Here is a 229-nt window from a genome sequence, read left to right on the forward strand (position 1 = left end):
ATTGTGCCGGCACCAATGCCGTAGGTCCATCCCGTCACCAGGAAGACCGGCATGATGAGCGCGATCAGGCCGTTCATGAAGGGCGAATTGCCGATCAGCTCGCCGGGATCAGGATTACGAAGCGGTGCGCCGCTTGGGATGGTCAAAAGGAGGAAGACCACTAGAAGACCGGTGAGTCCGTAGAGGGCGAACCGCAATCCGCGAGATTCCCGATCGGAGAGCGTCGCGC

General features: G+C 60.7%; 1 protein-coding gene. It reads right to left on the reverse strand.

Going from position 1 to position 229, the window contains the following annotated elements:
• A partial coding sequence (locus tag ACPYOJ_RS37245) for an AbgT family transporter (protein ID WP_481420666.1) occupies positions 1 to 229 on the reverse strand: 229 nt, incomplete at both ends.

This window comes from Rhizobium sp. SVR5-9E, from assembly GCF_056755095.1.